This window comes from Petrotoga sp. SL27 (assembly GCF_002924605.1).
Taxonomy (GTDB): Bacteria; Thermotogota; Thermotogae; order Petrotogales; family Petrotogaceae; genus Petrotoga; species Petrotoga sibirica.
Window position 1 is genome coordinate 1 of sequence record NZ_JAIP01000013.1, and the last position, 16,238, is coordinate 16,238.

Genomic DNA, 16,238 nt, shown 5'->3' on the forward strand with positions numbered 1-16,238 from the left:
CATTGTATAAGAAGTTTCATCAATATCAGACAATAACCTACTCATTATATCCCCAGAATCCATCTTAGAATAATCAACAAATTTTGAGTTTTGAATTTTATTATAAAGGTTTATCTGCTCGTTTTTAATAGTGAAAAAATTTACTTTTCGATGATAAGTATTGAAAAAATAATTGAAAACTCTTTCTAAAGCTACTACACCGATTAAAAAGATAAGGAAAAAAGGCAGTATGTTAATTCTTTGAAAAGATATTATATCGTCGATTAAATACTGAATGAAAAAAGGTCTCAAAGCTGCTAATACCAAAGTAGCAATACCCAAGAGAAACATGAAAATCATGTACTTTTTATAATTTTTTATACCATATCTTATCAACCTTCTTGTGCACAAACCCATACCTTTACCTCCCCCTATAAATTAAATACTGTCTTTAGAAATTCTAAAACATGCATTGTAACTAACTTTTAATACCTTCAATGTTATACTTTTACCTCCTCACTATATAATCTATTTGATACCATAATTTTATTATCTCGTAAGGAGGTCATTCAATTGTCATTATTCGGTAACTCTTCTCAACTGTACTTCGATTTCGTCTACTCTGGCTAAAAGAAACGCCCCGAACGGGGTCACGGAGAAAAAACATTCTGAATTTTCTTTTCTCCTCGATTTAATTGATATGATCGATTGGTCCGTTGTCCCAGATTTCAATAATAAGATAGGCAGAACAGGGTACTCCCGTCGGGTTTTACTTAAAGCTATCTTCGTTCAGAAAGTTGAGGGATTTACAGTAAGGGAGTTGATTCACTTCCTTAAGAGTAACCCTTCCTTCGCTAAATGCATCGGTTTCGATCCTATTATCAATTACGTTCCTTCTGAAGCTACTTTCTCTTCATTTAAGAAGGAGTTTGATCCTTCTTATTTGGATAAGGTTATCGTTTTTACCGTCATTAAAGGCATCAAAGAGGGGATCAACGTCCCTATCTTCACCGTGGTTTCCCCAGCTTCTGCCTATGACAAGAATTATGCTTTCGTCCTTTTGGAAAAGGTTGTTAAGTGCTTGGATCTTAGTGGGTTTAACTTCTTAGCTGATGCCGCATATGATTCAAGCGATCTTTACGATTACGTCCATTTGAAAACTGGTTCTATTGCTTTCATTCTCCTTCACAGTTCTTCTAAAAAAGGGTTAGTAGGTGAATGCGGTAAAAAACTTGTTAAACATTCCCATTACCTTGAGAGTAAAAGAAACATATATAGAACCAAATTCGTTTGTGATGATCCTTCTAATTGTCCTTTGGGTAAACCTAACTGTTATAGTTACAGAAACTATTCAAAGTATGATTTCCGTCGTTTCCTTAACAGAGATTCTTCTTTCTTCAAAGAGATTTACAAGAAACGTACTCTCATTGAATCTATCTTTTCTAGGTTAGAAAGCAACAACGGTACTACTTCTTTGAAATATACAAACGCTGTGCAACTCGAATGCAACCTTTCTAACCTTTTCCTTATCGCTTCTGCTCTTTTAGCTCACAAGATGGGTAGAGACGATTTACTGTCTTCTCCCAAAACACTTATGTATGAAACAGCTTCTTAGCTTGTTTCTTTAGAAGACTTTAGACCTTTTCAATACTTCCCAAACGAACGGTTATTCCTTGGTGGGCGTGAGCCTGTTTTCAACCGTGCTTCTTTCATGCGTATTTTTTCTAAAAAATTCTTCAATTCTAACTACTTTTCATTTTTTTGAAGAATTATTTCGATTTTCAAAGAGCATTTTTGATAGTTATCCGATATTTTAGTTCTTTTTCTACTTGCCTTAACTTATCTCACCTTTCGGTAATCGTTGTTTTTGCCTATTTCTGAAGTGGGTATAAATGAAATTTTTAAGAATTTGATTCAACAAAGTCTTTTTCAGCTTTTATTAAAATAGAATTTTTAACAACTTCCTTAAACAAAGGGCAGCTTTCATGAGGTATATGCATACTGTTTCCCAAGAGATAAGGGGCAATAGGACAACCGCGACAAAAAAATTGTAAAAAGCAGGTCTGACATTCGTTATCTTCACTTTTATCAAATATTTTACTATATTTTTGTTTGGAAGTAATCAGATTTTGTCTCAATTTTTCTTTGGTATCATATACATTTCCAACCAAAAAGTTTTTGTTACTAGCCAATAATTGGCAAGGGAAAACATCTCCTTCTGAATCAACTACAAATTCTGTGATGCCACTGCCACAATAAAGGCAAGTTGGTGGTGCATTTAATACCTGGTTCGCGAGACGTTCTACTGAATCAATCTCTTTTTTGTTCCCGTTTTGATAGCGGTTTATTACAGTTTGATATTCATTAGCTATAAAAAAATCTCTATTAGTAAGAGCTAATGTTGGATCATTTGCTATAACAGGAACAATTATTACGTTTTCAAGTTTGAATTTCTCATAAAAGAAAGACCGTAGATCAAAAGGTTTTATTCCATTTTTAACATGATAATTAGTATAAGTTACTTCTACTAATTGTAATAATCCATTTTCCTGAAGGTAATCCATGTTTTCTTTAACTATTTCATAAGAGGGGAATCTGCCTTTAAAAGGTCTCAAATAATTTTGAATTTTTTCTGGGCCGTCAAAGCTAACTACTATTTCAAACTCAAAATCAGGGAATTGTTGTATTATCATTTTTAATTTTTCTATTAACTTTTTTGAGACTCCAAGACCAGTTACAATATTCAGTATAGGCCTTTTTTCTAAACTTCCTACCTCATAAAGATGATTGACATAGGGGACTATTTTTTCAATACAATTTATATTTAATAAAGGTTCTCCACCAAAAAATTGAATTTTTTCAATATAATTGAAAAGTTTAGAAAAAACTTCCAATGCTCTTTTTACCGTATCAAAGTTCATAGAAGATGGATTAGCATACGTACCCCCACCAGCATAACAATACTTGCAGTTTTGCCCACATTTCTGAGAAATAAGTAAAGTTAATCTTTCAACATTTTCAGAAATACCAATACTCTCATATCTTAAAAAGTATTCTAATTCATTCCAAATTTTCGATAACATCTGTGTATTTTTCTCCAACCAAGAAAACACATGGGAAGGATCTGTATTATTAAGAAGACAAGAAAAAAATTGTTTATATTGTTGTTCTAAATAGTAAGCTTTTAATGAAGGCCTATGATATAAAACCGCTGTTTTATTATTTTTTGCAGTGAGAAGGAAAAGGTCTTTTTTTAATTTATGAAAGTTTGTCACCACTAGCTCTAATTCACTATTTTCCAATTTTCTCACTCCTTTACATATAATAAGAACAAAAATAATCGATACTATTTTCATTAATTTTTAGAATCTTTCTAATTTCAATGGGAGAATTGCTACGGCGAATACCGGTTCTTTCCACTGATTGTTGAATTATCCATTACGCTTAAGAAAAAGTACTTTCTGTCTCAACATCTCAAATTTGTTTCTTCCATACATTATCCTTTTAATAACTTTAAGTTTATTCACAGATCCTTCTGCTAGTCAATGGTTGTATTCATATATAATCGCATTTCTAACTGCTTGCATATCTCTTTTTAACCCGCTCACAAATTTATCTATCTTTCTGATTTTTAAGTTACTTGCTTTTTCTATCCATTCTTCAATTTTTTCAACGTTCTTTGATTTCAACATTTGTTTGAATTCATTTACTAAGCTTATTATACTTTCAATAACCTGGTATCTTTGAATGATCTTTTCATACAACTCTTTTGAAATAGTTTCTACTTCTTCAATGGGTTTGTACAGTAATTTGATTAAATCTTTTCTTTTTATCCTTATTTCTTTTGACTCTTCAATTTTTAAATTTCTTTTTGCTAAATATATTCCAATGTTTGAATAACTACCTGTATAACCTTCACCCCTTATTATTTCAAATATCTCTTTGTTTGATTTTCCGTTTCTTTTCAATACTTGTATTTGCCTTTTATATGAGTCCAGCATACTTGGGAGTCTTTTCCCTTTGTTCATGTTTGTGGGAGAGAAATTATTATCTAAATATTTATCCACAGTACTTCTATGTATATTCAGTAATTTTGATATTTTCCTTTTTGAGTAGCCTTTGTTGTATAATTCCCTAACTTCTTTGGCTAACTTAAGTTTTGCCTTTTCTTTTTCAGAAGGAACCAGCTCTTTGTTTTCAAAAACCATCTGTTCAAAGTCCTGATCTTTTGTTTCTCCAATTCCAACCTTTTCGTTCTTTTGAATTTTGGTTCCACAAAGTCAAGAGGTTCAGCAAGCGTCTTTTTCTTACACTCTTTGTTTTCACAGAACATCTTTCTTCTTATTACAACTATCGTTGTTTTTTTACCTTGTATCGGTAAATCTTGAAAGCTTCTTTCATATCTTGAATGTACTTTTTTGGATGGTTTCCCACAATACGGACAGATTACTTCTTTTTTTGCTGATTTCTCCCAAATCGTTATTCTATCTCCTGATACCTCATGTTTAACGTATTCTAAGTTCTCATCCAACAACTTAACTATTTCTTCCATTCCCTTCATCCTCTTTTAAGTGATTTTCATCAATTATATTACCAGAGGCTAATCAAGCCAATCGTTGATGGAAAGAACCACTTTTCGTTTAGTAAGTGCAGGAGATGATAGTTAAGTCTTTTTTTATGGGCCAAACCCATCTTTTTATCATTTTTAGAATAAAAAAGATGGGCCTGGACCTCATGTTTTTATCTTAGGTTCTAAGAGCAGCACACGCTCCACAACCTATACCGCCACATCCGCCTGCTGGATTCATTTTAGCCTTTGAGTTAAGTTCAAACATCGCATTTCCCTCCTTTCATTTTTATTTTTCACCTTTTTCCCTGCAGGTTTGCTACTTGCCGGCAAATAATTCCTCTCCTCACAATCTTTTCCTTCAAAAACTTATATAGATAATTCCTTAAATCTTTTAAGCTTTTCCAAGCGTTGTTTTTTGCATAAAGTAAAGGCCTCGATCAAGCATTTACTCTACTTCTTCCACAACACTTACAACCATCTCGGGTTTTACTCCGTTTGTCCGAACTGTATCTTTATCATCTCCTCCAAAAACAAAAATACCACTCAATAGCAGACCAGTGATTAACAAAACAACACCAAATTTCTTCATCCTCTTTCACCCCCTTGAATTATTCTTTTAATTTAAAACTAATATCTCAAATAATCCAACCCTTCACTTTAATCATACACTTTCCCATATGGTTTTCAAGTGGTTTTTTAATTGTCTTCAAATATGTATTTATAAAGTATTACAGAGATCGGTCAAAAAAACTTATGTTAAAATTATTTACGATGTTTTTTATCGGATATGATGCCTTTGTCTTTCTTTTGGTTATTATAAGAGGGTTATGATATAATAAACTCTAGAATAAAATATAAAAGCTTCAAGAGTTATTAACATTCCAAAGAAAGGGTTTTTGAAGTAAATTTTATTTTATATTTTTGTTGCTATTGGGTAAAGGAAAAAGAGGTATATAAATGAACATTAAACTATTGGTTGAAATTGTGAATAAAGGACAGTTCATAAGACCGATTTTGAATTATGTTATTCATTACTTAGAAAGTGATAGACCAGATAAAAATAAAAGCATTGTCAATTACATAAACGTTTTAAAATTAAAATGGGATGTAAAATACGATGAAGCCCTTGAGATAATAGATGAAGAGATAAAGGGGCTGAAAAAAGGTGGTTTGTATTGTTTAATTTTAGTTGAAAAGATAGATATTTTGGTCAAACTTTCTAGAAATGAAGAAATTAAAGAAGTATTCAATCAATTGAAGAAAGAATTCGAAAAACTTCCTAAGTATTTAAAAGGAATAGTTGTTGAGAATTTAAAGAATGTTCGTGAAATAAATTTTGAAGAAAAAGATTTGCAAACCATTAGGATTTGGAGTGAAAGTTATGAAAATGCTCCCGCCACCAAAGGTTTCATATTACTATCAAAAGCAAGAGGGAAAAAGAACGAAGAAAGATACGAAGAAGCAGTTTGTTTAAACATAGAAGCATTTAAGATTTTAAAAACTATTCCACATCCTTCTGGTATGGTACAAGCTTTAAACAATATATCTTGGTGGTTGAAAGATACAAACAAAGAAAAGGCTTTAGCTTTTACTTTTCCATTGGGATTCTACCTTGGTTACTATTTTGAAGATAATAACTTTAAAGTTTTCAATTCCCTTGATACCATATTTCAAGTACAGAAGAATAACAACGACCCTTTGGTTTATGAGACCGCCTTTATCTTTTCAAAGTGTTTATCTCAACTAAACAAAGCGGAAAGTGAACCGATAAAAAATACTTTTAAAGATATCATTAACCAATTAAAATACTTTGTATTCAATTTGGATAACAACCAACACAGAAGTACACCAAAACTGAGAGATTTCATAAGGAAAGAGATAGGAAAAGAAAAGATACCTATAGACTCGATGAACGTTTCTGAAAGAACGTTGAAAGAGTTTTTATCTGCAAAGACACAGTACATTCAACCAAGTACCTTGAGAAACATAATAGATGCTCTTGAGTTTGAAATCGATACATCCACACCTATATGTATGATCAAAGAATTGAAAAAGAAGGATATAGATAAGAAGTTTGAGATAAACCTTGAAAAGTTTAAAAACCTTTCAAAAGAAAGACAAGTATCAGAACTCTTTACCTCTTACCTCGTTCATTACTACAAAGAAGAGATCAATCTAAAAAAGATAATTAAAGAGATACAAGATGACAGTTTAATTGAAGAAAGATGTGATTACTACACGAAAGAGTTAATAAACTATATCTTTGTAAGAAATCCAAAGATAGATTTTGATTCTTTACTAACAAACGTTCAAGAACCAAAAATCTACACAAACAAAAATATAACCTTCAACGAACATCCTTTTTATTTGGGAAGGAAAGATGTTGTAAAAAGATTTATGAAAGACTTAAATAAAAAGAATTTAAAAGAGTTCATTGAAAATTACGTTAGTCTTGATGCAAGCCAAAAAAAGATATTAGAAAAATTCATAATGAATTACGGTAGGTACTATGATTTAAAGGATATACCAAAGGAAATCACACCGAAAGTACCAAAAGAGATTAATTCATTCGTGAAAAAATATACGTTGAAAAGAAAGCCTTCTGCCATTTCTTTTTATGTTTTTGAAGGGGAAGAGAGAGCGGACTTCCGTCGCCCTCCTATTGCGCATGTATGATCTATCCAATCTTTTTCACGGACATGTAATATTATCTAATGCGCGGTTTCCGGAATCATTCTGGCCGTCCGTGCCTGTACGATACTACCCCTCTTTGCCGGTATCTATAAGAGGGGCGCCGGAATCGGTCCGGCGACCGCCTTTCTTTACTCGGGGCCGGTCATTAACATCCTGGCCATCATTCTGACTGCCAAGGTTTTAGGCTGGCAACTAGACTTAGCCTGGGCTATTGGTGAGGTTGTCTTTGCCCTGGTTATCGGCCTACTAATGGCTGTAATCTTTCGCAAGGATGATCAGAAAAGGTTCAGGGGGCAGTGGCTGCCAAGGCTGATGAAGAAGAGGCCGAACCTGCCTGCAGCTTATTTCCCGTTGAAATATGATTAATATTGACTGAAACTTTATCGTTATATTCCAGGGATTTCAACCCCGAAGCATTCCATTCCGAATCATGCTCCTGAACATCGAGCATAGACCAACTGACAATCCCAACCCGGGTGTTGAGTGCCATAGGTGCTCTCTTCATAATGCAAAACATAGTCACAGTTCATGGCCAACCATCCTTCCGTCGGGTTAGCGCCTTGATCAGAGAACAAATACTCCCCGGTATAGCTAAAGCCTGGATTCAACTGATTCGTCTGTATAACCTCATCTGGTTCCAATTCCCTGCCAACCAAGTAGCCCAGGACATATTTAGAGACGTCGCTGTCATATACTCCATACGCCCTTCCTTTCCTTTCGGGAATATCCGCCTTGCCATGAATTGCATCAACGGTATACTTTATTTCCTGGAAATATTCCTCCACATAGCTTGGGTTTAAATAATTCTCTTCCTCGGGATTTTCTTCCGGCCAGATTTCCTGGAAGAGCCAAAGGGGTTCATGCGGATGTTTGATATTATAGTAAAGTGAAGCCCTGTAAAATTCCGGAGGCAATAGTGTATAAACTCGGATGGAATTAGCCCGCATCTGTCCGATTTTTTCCAGCCAATCCAGGTAAACTTGCTCATTCCCCGGAAACTCTGTGAACCACCTTCCTGGAAGGGCGGCACCGATATTCTCGCCTTTAACAAAGATCTTCAGCCATGTTCCCTCCTTGAGCACCTGAAAACCATGTTTCGTGGTTTGGGCATAAAGCTTTTGCTCCTGTACTTTGAACAGAGCAAACTCACGAAGGAATTTGAATTTGATCTCGCCCCAAAGATCTGCCGGGATTCCACAGCATGATAATCAAAGCATAAAGTGCCGAAATCATAATTTTCCTTTTCATTGTCCCATCACCCCTTTGCGGAATGATTAGCAGCCGCAAATCCTTTCCTCTCCGGTTTACCCCAGCCTGTGGGTTTCTTAAGCATGCTGATCGTTCCTCCCACTCGCCAGAAACTAAAAAGCTGCCGCGGTCCAAAATTTTCGAGAATGGCATAAGCCAAAAGAATCATCAGGTCTTTCCATCGTAGATACTTAATATTCTTTTCAGCAATAAATAAGGAAGAAAGTGAAATAAGAATGCCCAGCAAAATGTTCGAAATAAACAAAAGAAGCACGACTTCAGCATTTAGGATTCCAATAATCAACACTATAAACACCATGAGATATCCCTGGATTTCTACCAGGGGACCGAACATCTCGAAAAGCAGAAAATAAGGTATAGCCAACAGGCCAATTCTGCCGTAGCGGGGGTTAAAAATCATCCTTTTATGGATGGTGAGATTTTCGATCAGTCCCCGGTGCCAACGGTAGCGCTGCCTTTTCAGGCTTTTCAGGTCTTCCGGCACCTCGGTCCAGCAGTTCGCATTATAAGCATAGCGAATTCTGTATCTGAAACCCATTTCTCTCATCAGCCTATTGATGCGCACGACAAGTTCCATATCTTCTCCGACTGTGTCTTTTGCATATTTCCCTCTGCTCGTCAGATATCCCCCTGCACGGATGACTCGTTCTTTCCTAAAAAGACCAAAAGCCCCGGAAATGATGAGAAGACTGTTGATTTTGGCCCAGCCCAGCCTTCCCGCCATGAAAGCGCGTATGTATTCTATTGTTTGGAATCTGGCCAGGTGGTTTTGGGGTATTCGGACATTAGTAATTTGGCCGCGTTCAATTGTACACCCATTTACCGGTAAGACATTTCCGCCCAGAGCAGGAGTTTCCACTCCTTCATCTAATACGAGGGATGCCAGTTTAAGTAAGGCGTCATCTTCAAGCAGGGAATCGGCATCGATCCCGCAAAAATATTCCTTGCGGGAAATATTAATGCCCGCATTCAGGGAATCCGCCTTGCCGCCGTTTTCCTTATCGACCACGACGAGTTTAGGAATAGAGGGGTTCATATAGATCCCCCTGATTGGCTTGGTATTTAACTTGTACTCAAAAATATGATCTACTCTTATCAGATCATAATATTGAATTAACACATTCAGAGTTTTGTCTTTAGACCTATCGTTGACGATAATGAGTTCATAATCCGGATATTTAAGGTTGAGCAGGGAATTCGCACTCTCGATTATCGTCTTTTCTTCATTATAAGCCGGGGCAATAATGGAAACCGAGGGCAGAATTTTTTTCTTGAAAAGAAAGCTACTGTTTTTTATCCTCCACAGGCGCTCTTGCTGATTGACATGGAAAAACGAAAACATCAAGAGAACAAGATAAATTAAATTTATGGCCAGAAAATAAAAAGCCAGGTAGTAATTGCATTCTATTACAAATATTTCTAGTTGTTTAGTCCAGGAAATATGCAATATCAGATCATGATGTCTGAAAACGTAAATTAGAGGAAAGATTAGCAGACTGAAAAGCAAAATCAGATAGATATTAGAAATCAACTTTTTATCTTTGTTTTCTACCTTCGGCTCCTCGTTTTCCGGCTGTGGAACAATTCTGCATTTATAGGCTACTCTTTCACATAAATAACGGGAAAATTCCCGTTTCAAATTCTCCGAAATAGTGACAACCTCTCGGATGATCGCAACCAGTTCATTCTCTACTTCGATATTCTTATTTTTATTAAGAAAATCTATAATCTCACTGGTTCTTCCCAAGAGTAAGATCTGCTTGATGATCTGGGCTGCAGATTCCTTGTTCCTGGTAATTAACTTCATAATAAAATACTCGATACGTATCGAAAGAATTTCCGCCAGGCGCTGTTTAATTGCCAAATCCTTTTCTTCTGCAAAGGCTTGCAGAATAATATTTATATACGTCGGATTTTTTTTAATCAATAAAGAAAGCGCATTAACAGCACTTCGGGCAGTATCATGATTGCGTACATAGGTAAGCAGTTTCCCAATGTTTTCCTGATTATGGAAATTAGCCAGCGCCTTAACTGCGATATTTTTTAGCTCAATATCTTCGGAATGCAAATATTTTTCATCATCCAGAAGCTGGGGATAGTAACGAGCCAGGATGTCGGCTGCTTTATAGACCAACTGATGGTAATTTTCCTTAAGATTCATACTGAGAGGCAATTTTTTATACTTTCCACAATAATAATCAGGTTTAACTGTCCCATAATACGGACATGTACGAATGTCTTCGGACTCACCAGGTGTTGCATACATACAGTTAGAACAGGACTTCACCCCACTCACACCATAGATAGCTTGAAGTCTGGAAATGGCCTCATTTTTGCTATCAATCAGTTGGATAAGATAGTTTTTGACCTCCTCGGAAAAATACACCGAAGCAAAATCAACTATCAGTTCTTTAATCTCCATCCGTTGGTTGTCCACAATTTGCGGAAGATAGGCATTAAAGGATTTGCCAAAATCCGCAATCAGCATATTAACCTTTTCTCTATACCAACGGTGAGCATTAAACAAAGAGAAGACCAAGACAGGGAGAGAAGCCTCGTTCTTTATATCAGACAAAGCATTGGCAATATATAATTTAACCGGATAAAGCTTCTCCTTTAAGAGCGCCTTTTCAAGAGCCAGCCTGGCATTGTCCGTACCAAGAAAACCAAGATATACAGCGGCTTCCATTCTCCTGATTCTAAACCATGATCGCAGTTGACGTATGTATTTCTTTTCCAGCCGCACTTGCTCCAAAGTTTTTTTTATCTTTTCTTCGTTCTGCCTGTTAAGCTTAATAGATTGCTGAAACTCAAAGCCGATGGCTAAAGGAAATTTGAACCCTAATTTTTGCAATTTTCCAGAAATGAATTCCACTAAAGCCTTCTTCTGTTTTTCGTGCTCCAGCTTCTCCTCATCGTTTTTCAGCCTTCTGATGAGCAAAAGGGACAGCATAATTCCTATGAGGAGAAAAAGCACGATAGCCAATATCACGTAAACTTCAACTTTAAAGTTCATCGAAACGTTTCCCCTTTGATCCTGTTTTTGATAACTCCCAGCAATTCGGAAAGCATGACCGGCTTGCGGAAATAATGCTCAATTCCCAACGCCGCTGCTCTCTCGACAGTATCATCATCTTTGAGGTGGGAAACTATCAGGAAAGGAATATTTTTGGTCTGCGATTTGGCAAGGAGACTTTCGCGAATCAGGAAACCATCGATTTTAGGCAGCATAATTTCGGAAATAATCAGATCCACTTCCTCTGTTTCCAGAATTTTTAAGGCCTCTTCCCCGTCACGAGCGATGAGTACTTTATAGTTCGAATTCTCCAAAAATGTTTTTAAGACATCGATACTCACTTCATCGGTCTCGACGATCAGGATCTTCCCGATCTCCTCCTGATATTTTTCTAAAGAAGAACTGCTGCAAACAAAGTTCATTCCCATCCTTTTGGCCAGCTTGACGCGCATGGTGGCAATATTGTACATTCTCTCTGCCGGATCATTCAGATACGGATTACCCTCTCTTAATTCATCTAAAGTGACAACCCCTATCGATACCGTTATTTTCTCAACGAATTTTTCCGATGAAGCAATCTCATTTCTCACCCTCTCCGCGAAACTCACAGCCGCTTCCCGGGTGGTATGCTGGAGATAGCAAGCAAAAGACGCTCCCTGAAGCCGAAACAGCAGGGTATTTTCCTCTTTTAGGGCTGTCACCATATCGGCTATATTCTTCAGAATCTCATTGACTTCCTGCTCCCCGTAAGAAAAGCGGATTTTATCTACCTGATCCACGTCCAGGATAAGAAGGGCGGGATTCTGGGGCGAATCAGAAGCTAACAAATTTTCCAGTTCTGAGGTCAGATAATTCTGGAAAAAATCATAGTTATACAAACCGGTCACCGGGCAATGCACCAATTTTTCCTGAACTTCTTTTATGCTGTTCTCCAACCTGGCATTGATTTCCTTAAGCAGGAGATTTTCCTGACTCAGATGAAGCGCTTTCTCTTCAGCCTGTTTGAGCGTGGTTTGAAACACTTCAGGCATCGGAATATCATATTCCTGAGATAGTTTACGCACATAAGGTTCGATCACAATCAGCCATTGTAAACCCTTCCGGGCCAGGATAAATTCAAAAAGCATATCCCACAAACGGTTGCCCGGATAATTATAATCCGTTATTTCCAGCGTCTCCTTATCCAGGGTCAGTTCTAAACCCTCAATGGCTTGTAAGACTTCCGCCTTATTAAAGATCGCAACATATCGTTTGATAACCAAACTACAGATTAGTTTGACGCCACCGGACTTCATTAGATTTTTCTTTATGGAAGCCATAAAGGAACCGCATTCCATATCTCTTAAGGCTTTAATATAGGTTTTTACGTTATCGCGGATAATCGAACCATGTTGAGGCGCAATCATCGAGATATCCAGTCGGAGGAATTCTTCCATAATCGGCCGGAGAATATCATTCGAAGGCATATAATGTTCGTGGAAGGTCTTCATTTTCTCCAGATAATCTTCTCCGGCATAGAGTGTCCATTCATAGGAAAATGCCCCAAAGAGATCACTGGAAAAAAGGATTTTGGAACGTTCATCATAGGTTGCAATAGCCCCGGGAAAGTGCAAATAGGGAGTGGGCAAAAACCTCAGAACCCGGCCTGATTTTAAGACCAATTTGAATCCGTTTTCATTGACGATATAATAATCTGATTTGATGCCATAATATTTAACTAAATTCTGAGTTCGCCAATGAGTAATAATTTTAAAATTTGCCCCTTTTTGTTCAAACAAAGGAACACTCGCAGAAAAATCAGGGTCCTGATGATGAAGGATAACATACTTGATTTTTCCCAGAGGTACAATACTTAAGACATTTCCCAGCACGTCTTCAAAATCCAGGACTGAGCCAGGGTCAATCAAAACCGCTTCTTCTTCATCAACCAGCAAATAAGGATTACAGTTAAGGCCACCCTGCTGCCCTCTGCTCCCTACCCAGTAGATATTCTCGGCAATTTCAACAACTCTTGCGTTACTCATTGGCTTACTATACCCCCCCCAAATATTTTAATATTTTCTATTGTTTCCCATATGCTTCCTATCGATTCCATAATAGCCTACGGCATAATTCAAACTTATATAAATAATATTCCATACCCTGCCCTAAGTACACAAATATGAACATTGTTTTAAAACCCTTGCGGCCTAAAAGCAACGTTTGTATTTGGCATCGGATGTTATACTTTTACTGCCTTAATGATAAAATTACCTGTTTAATTGCGCAAGATTTTCAGTGATTCTTCTTTTGTAGAACCATGCTGTTTTTTATTCCTTCAACCTATTTTACATCTGCTTTCCACAAACCATGCAGATTGCAATAAGCATATACTTCTGCGTTTTTCTTATCACAAAATACGGCTTTGGGTTCGTCAGCCGAGGTTAGTGAGATTCTTTCAGTCCCATCGTCGCTTACTACAGCAATCCATTCTATATAATGCCCGTCTGTCATGGGATGGAGATTTGATCCAACCTGGACGGTTATCTTCCCGTTTTCCTTTGTTGCTACAGGAATATGCTTTTCAGTGGATGCTTCTGTAGTATTCGCTTTCATCTCTGTCATTGGTTTACCGCAACAAACAAGCTGACCGCCTCCATTCTTGATCAAACCTACGAGGGTCCCGCAAATTTCGCATTTGTAAAAAGCTACAGGCGCTTTCATCTTAAATATCCCCCTCTTCCCTCGATTCTTAGATATTTTAATAGGTTTCTGCAAACAGCTCAAAAAATGCCTGTGGATGAATACATGCAGGGCATTTCTCCGGAGCTTCTGTGCCTTCATGTACATAACCGCAGTTCCCGCATTTCCACATAACTTTTTCACCCTTTTTGAAAACTTTACCATTTTCGATGTTCGCTGCAAGCTTGTTAAACCTTGTCTCATGCCTTTTTTCGACAGAAGCAATCATTATGAAGGCTTCTGCAATTTCAGGATAGCCTTCTTTTTCAGCTACTTTTGCAAATTCTGGATAGAGGTCTGTCCACTCCTCATTTTCACCACTTGCCGCGGCTTTCAGGTTATCAAGGGTAGTTCCCTGGGCAACCGGATAAACTGCATTTATTTCCATTGTTGCCGGCAGTTCATTCTGAAACCCCTCGAGCAGGAATTTATAAAACCTCTTCGCATGCTCCTTTTCATTGTCGGCTGTTTCAATAAAAATATTTTTTATTTGCTTATATCCTTCCTTGTCAGCTACTGATGCATAATAGGTATAGCGGTTGCGTGCCTGAGATTCACCAGCAAACGCTTTTAGAAGATTTTCAGCAGTTTTAGTCCCATTTAAGCCCTTCATAAGTTACATCCTCCTTTTTACATTTTTTTATTATACCACACCACTTTACAAGAAATAAATATTGCAGCTTTTTCATAATGTTGGTTACCAAATGAATACTCAATCCAAGCAAATTCATTCCATGTTGTTTTATGAATACACCCAACTACTAAAAGTAATATAGATAATATCAACAATATCAATGTTTTTTCATAATTATCTTTATTTCCTCAAATTAGCAAAAGTATGTTAATAATAAGAAAATCAAATTTCTTCCTCGATACCTTCTTTCTTTTAATTATTTACTTAGGGATTACGTATAACGTCTTGGGAATTTCCTACGTACCCGTGCCGAAGGTCTGGCGCAAGCTTGCCAATCATCATTAACCTCACTCATTGCAAGCTCCAGAGGGCATGTCCCGTTAGGATAGGCTGGTCTTTAGCCACAACGTAAATTCCTTGTTATACAACGTGGCCCCCACTTTTATCTCACTCCAAAAACAATAAATAATATTATAATTTACTGCAAATTCTTAATGATATTTGAACAAGATTATCTCGTATATCTTCTCTGCTTTTCCACGAGTCTTAGAACGATTCCCCTTGACGAATGAATTTGAGTGTAGCGTAGCGGAACCTTCCATGTTATACACCGTTGATATGCGTTATATCTTATACTTTTTAATAAGTTGCTTAGCCTTTTTTCTTGTTTTTGAACTTATACTCGTAGTTCTCTTTTTTATAAAACAAACAATTTCATCCTTATAATTGCTCTTGAAAAATACATCATCAAATATATTTAAAACACTATATTCTAAGAGCGCAATCTGTTTTTCAGTATAATTACATACTTTTTCAAGTTTTAAAAGAATGTTAACCACTTCATCTATCATGTCAAGCCTAGTCTTTAAAATAATTCTTATATTATTTATACAACATTCTCCAGTCATAAACTTTTCGTCATTAATATGTTCCAGATATTTTGTCCATATTAACGATAATCGATCTTCCTCATCAACTTCTACTAAGTTCGCAATCAGTGTTAATCCAATATCTCTATGATAAGAATTATCATGATCTAATAATTTTACAAATTTATCCCAATATTTGTAATACAAAGAAGGTGCTTTCTTACTCGCATCCGAAACTACATAATAACAATGGTAATATATCATAATATTAGTATTTGAAAGCAATTCATTTATAATTAAGTCTCTAATATTACTATTACTATTTATTAGCTTGACAAAATAATCGCGATCAAAATCTTTTTCAGAAATCTCCTTTAAAATTGCATTTTTTTTCATTTAATCTCTCCTTATCAATGGCGTATAACATATCCGTATTGCCGAAGTTCATGACCCCTAGCCTGACTTAGCTTAGGATCATAAATTTGG

The 16,238-nt window shown here is 36.3% G+C and carries 12 protein-coding genes and 2 pseudogenes; 3 read left to right on the forward strand and 11 right to left on the reverse strand.

Annotated features, from left to right (window positions below; all coding sequences use genetic code 11):
* Positions 1–396: pseudogene (locus tag AD60_RS05510) on the reverse strand (ABC transporter ATP-binding protein); the annotation flags it as partial.
* Positions 397–679: 283 nt separating this feature from the next.
* Between AD60_RS05510 and AD60_RS05515 the strand changes: the two are divergent.
* On the forward strand, positions 680–1,594 hold the full coding sequence (locus AD60_RS05515) for a transposase (protein WP_103876658.1): 915 nt from the start codon (positions 680–682) through the stop codon (positions 1,592–1,594).
* 286 nt (positions 1,595–1,880) lie between these two features.
* Here the strand turns inward: AD60_RS05515 and AD60_RS05520 are convergent, their stop codons facing one another.
* The 4 genes from AD60_RS05520 to AD60_RS10185 all read right to left on the reverse strand — a co-directional run bounded on the left by AD60_RS05520 (position 1,881) and on the right by AD60_RS10185 (position 5,138).
* Positions 1,881–3,281, reverse strand: coding sequence for a radical SAM/SPASM domain-containing protein (locus tag AD60_RS05520; protein WP_158248388.1), 1,401 nt, complete (start codon positions 3,279–3,281; stop codon positions 1,881–1,883).
* Between the two features lie 240 nt (positions 3,282–3,521).
* A complete protein-coding gene (locus AD60_RS05525; protein WP_103876660.1) occupies positions 3,522–4,187 on the reverse strand; it encodes a helix-turn-helix domain-containing protein in 666 nt (221 codons plus the stop codon).
* Positions 4,127–4,531: a transposase family protein gene (locus AD60_RS05530; RefSeq protein ID WP_158248389.1), complete on the reverse strand. Its 405-nt coding sequence runs from the start codon at positions 4,529–4,531 to the stop codon at positions 4,127–4,129. The genes AD60_RS05525 and AD60_RS05530 overlap by 61 nt, the downstream gene beginning before the upstream one ends.
* Before the next feature lie 463 nt (positions 4,532–4,994).
* Positions 4,995–5,138 (reverse strand): hypothetical protein, encoded by a 144-nt coding sequence (locus AD60_RS10185; RefSeq protein WP_158248390.1) that lies wholly within the window; start codon positions 5,136–5,138, stop codon positions 4,995–4,997.
* A gap of 368 nt (positions 5,139–5,506) precedes the next feature.
* On the opposite strand from AD60_RS10185, the gene AD60_RS05535 reads away from it, so the two are divergent.
* Positions 5,507–7,225: a hypothetical protein gene (locus AD60_RS05535; protein WP_103876674.1), complete on the forward strand. Its 1,719-nt coding sequence runs from the start codon at positions 5,507–5,509 to the stop codon at positions 7,223–7,225.
* A gap of 42 nt (positions 7,226–7,267) precedes the next feature.
* Positions 7,268–7,540, forward strand: a pseudogene (locus tag AD60_RS10710) (permease); the annotation flags it as partial.
* Positions 7,541–7,671: 131 nt separating this feature from the next.
* On the opposite strand, the gene AD60_RS05545 reads toward AD60_RS10710, so the two are convergent.
* The 6 genes from AD60_RS05545 to AD60_RS05570 form a co-directional block, all read right to left on the reverse strand.
* Complete coding sequence (locus AD60_RS05545) at positions 7,672–8,325, reverse strand: hypothetical protein (RefSeq protein WP_103876675.1); 654 nt, start codon at positions 8,323–8,325, stop codon at positions 7,672–7,674.
* 173 nt (positions 8,326–8,498) lie between these two features.
* Positions 8,499–11,528, reverse strand: coding sequence for a glycosyltransferase (locus AD60_RS05550; protein WP_103927453.1), 3,030 nt, complete (start codon positions 11,526–11,528; stop codon positions 8,499–8,501).
* A complete protein-coding gene (locus AD60_RS05555) occupies positions 11,525–13,552 on the reverse strand; it encodes a response regulator (RefSeq protein ID WP_103876677.1) in 2,028 nt (675 codons plus the stop codon). The genes AD60_RS05550 and AD60_RS05555 overlap by 4 nt, the downstream gene beginning before the upstream one ends.
* Before the next feature lie 298 nt (positions 13,553–13,850).
* Positions 13,851–14,231: a desulfoferrodoxin family protein gene (locus AD60_RS05560; protein WP_103876678.1), complete on the reverse strand. Its 381-nt coding sequence runs from the start codon at positions 14,229–14,231 to the stop codon at positions 13,851–13,853.
* Between the two features lie 37 nt (positions 14,232–14,268).
* Positions 14,269–14,862: a rubrerythrin gene (gene rbr, locus AD60_RS05565; protein WP_103876679.1), complete on the reverse strand. Its 594-nt coding sequence runs from the start codon at positions 14,860–14,862 to the stop codon at positions 14,269–14,271.
* A gap of 644 nt (positions 14,863–15,506) precedes the next feature.
* Positions 15,507–16,148: a hypothetical protein gene (locus AD60_RS05570; protein ID WP_103876680.1), complete on the reverse strand. Its 642-nt coding sequence runs from the start codon at positions 16,146–16,148 to the stop codon at positions 15,507–15,509.
* Positions 16,149–16,238 lie beyond the last annotated feature (90 nt).